Consider the following 2,007-nt stretch of genomic DNA (forward strand, 5'->3'; position numbering starts at 1 on the left):
ATCGATGTGGAGGAGTGAAGTTTGAGGTTAGAGAGTTATGTATTAGAGCGATCGCCGAGATAATTAGGATTTGCTGAAAAAGTCTTTTTTAAGGAGTAGGGAAGTGGGGGAGTAGGGGAGTAGGGGAGCAATTTTTTTTGAGAAAAAAAGGCTAAAACTTTTATCTGTTAATGCTTTTATATTTAATCAGCAGAGCAATAATTATAAATATTATAAAAGCGAGTTGTTTTTCCGATTGTGCTGTTAAGTAGTAGAAAAATTTGAGGAAAAATAATAAAATGATAAGATAAGTTGATTGTTGATGTAAATGTAAAGAAAAATGACTCAAATTATTTTAGAAAAACTCAAGCCTTATTTAATAGATAGATTAAAAGATTTAGCTGCAAAAAATAATCGTAGCTTGGAAGAAAAAATCACAGAAATTTTGGAGCAAGCTTTAGAAACTGAAGTGGAAATTAAGCCTAAATATGAAGGATGGCAACCGGGATTTTTTGAAGAGGTTATTGGAGGTTGGAGTGGTGAACCTTTAGTGCGAGAACCTCAACCAGAATATCATTCAACAATTAATAATTAATAATTAATAATTAATAATTACCTCATTAAACTAATTAATAATACGAATCAAGCAGTTGTGCGGAGATGAGCTTAGGAAAACCCTAAACAAACCTAAACAAATATACATTACTCAAATATGTAAATCAAAAATACATTTATTGATAATTAGCTCAGTTTTAGACAGAAAATTTAGCCAAAAAAAACTTCCTCTGATCTTGAGGAAGCTTTGGCTATGACTTACTTGACAGAAATCTCTAAGTTATCAAACTGGATTTAAGAGATAATTAATTGTCCAGCTAAGATTTTATTTATCCTCCTCATCATTTTTCTCACCAGGCAGAAGATCAATAATCTTTTCTATTAGCCTGTTGTGTTCTTTATGAAGCTCTATTCTTTTGATGTTGCCTTGATCCATTTCTATTGCAAGGCTGTACGACAAAAGCTGGTTTAGAAAAATTAGGACTGGTATAGCATTGCCCATAATTTTCCACATTCTGGTAAAAACCTTAGTATTTTTTTTCTGCATAAGATTAAGAATTTCTCCTTTTATGGTGAAACCCTTTCACAGCAAACAATGCAAGTTTTTTACCTTACCCCTTGACGAATTCTTTTATGACATGTTACGATCAAAACATAATATATATCGGATATATCATATCGTAATTTATTATAAGTCTAGGCATACTATGCGAAATTTATCCGCTATGCAAATTTTTTTTTCTATGGAAATTTGTTCCATTAATTTTTTGTAGTGCCTAAAAGTGTCCCTGAATCACTATCAAAGTTAAGGTTAAAAGCAATTAATGCTGCAAAAAGTATGTACATAGGTTGAAAAGCACTAGGTCTGGTAAACTACAGTGCTTTTAATATCTATCTATAGTTTTAGACAACCAATCTATATTGTAACATATTTTTGCTTCAAGTGTCAACCCCTTTGTTTTGTTACTTGATTACAGGCTACAGGCTGCTATATATTACATTTCTGGTATATCAATTAGGTACTACTACCTAATGTTTTTAATTATAAAAACTTGACTATTTATTCATACTTAAATCAAAAGCTATTCTTAGTTACCCTTAGCAAAGGCTAAAAGCCCAAAACTCTTGCCAGATGAGGTTTATAATTAGTGGTATGAATTGGGGGTTTACCAGAATAAGTATTTAACTAATTGGTTTATAATTTAATACTGATGGAGCCATTAAATGAAATCTTGAAATTACAGAACTGCAAAAAAAAATCCTTAACTAAACTGTATTGAGATAAAAGCCACAAATTCAGAATTTCTTCCGTTAAATTAGCAACCTAACGACAAGTCCCGCCTTCTCCTTTCACAAGAGAGTGCGGGATAAAAGTCGCAAATTTTGGTGTATACTAATCTAAAATGGGTAAAGTTTTACCTAAATTCCATTCATCTACTTTTTCTCCATCAATTTTTGACTACTTTCAACCAT

General features: G+C 31.2%; 2 protein-coding genes. One reads left to right on the plus strand and one right to left on the minus strand.

Features of this window, described 5'->3' with window-relative positions; all coding sequences use genetic code 11:
- The first annotated feature begins 319 nt into the window (after window positions 1-319).
- Window positions 320-574, plus strand: coding sequence for a FitA-like ribbon-helix-helix domain-containing protein (locus tag AC3DU7_RS32375; RefSeq protein WP_488043324.1), 255 nt, complete (start codon window positions 320-322; stop codon window positions 572-574).
- 285 nt (window positions 575-859) lie between these two features.
- Here AC3DU7_RS32375 and AC3DU7_RS32380 read toward each other — a convergent pair whose 3' ends face one another.
- Entirely contained in the window at window positions 860-1,081 is a 222-nt protein-coding gene (locus AC3DU7_RS32380) for a hypothetical protein (protein ID WP_488043325.1), read from the minus strand.
- Between the last annotated feature and the right edge of the window lie 926 nt (window positions 1,082-2,007).

The organism is Okeania sp. (assembly GCF_983059655.1).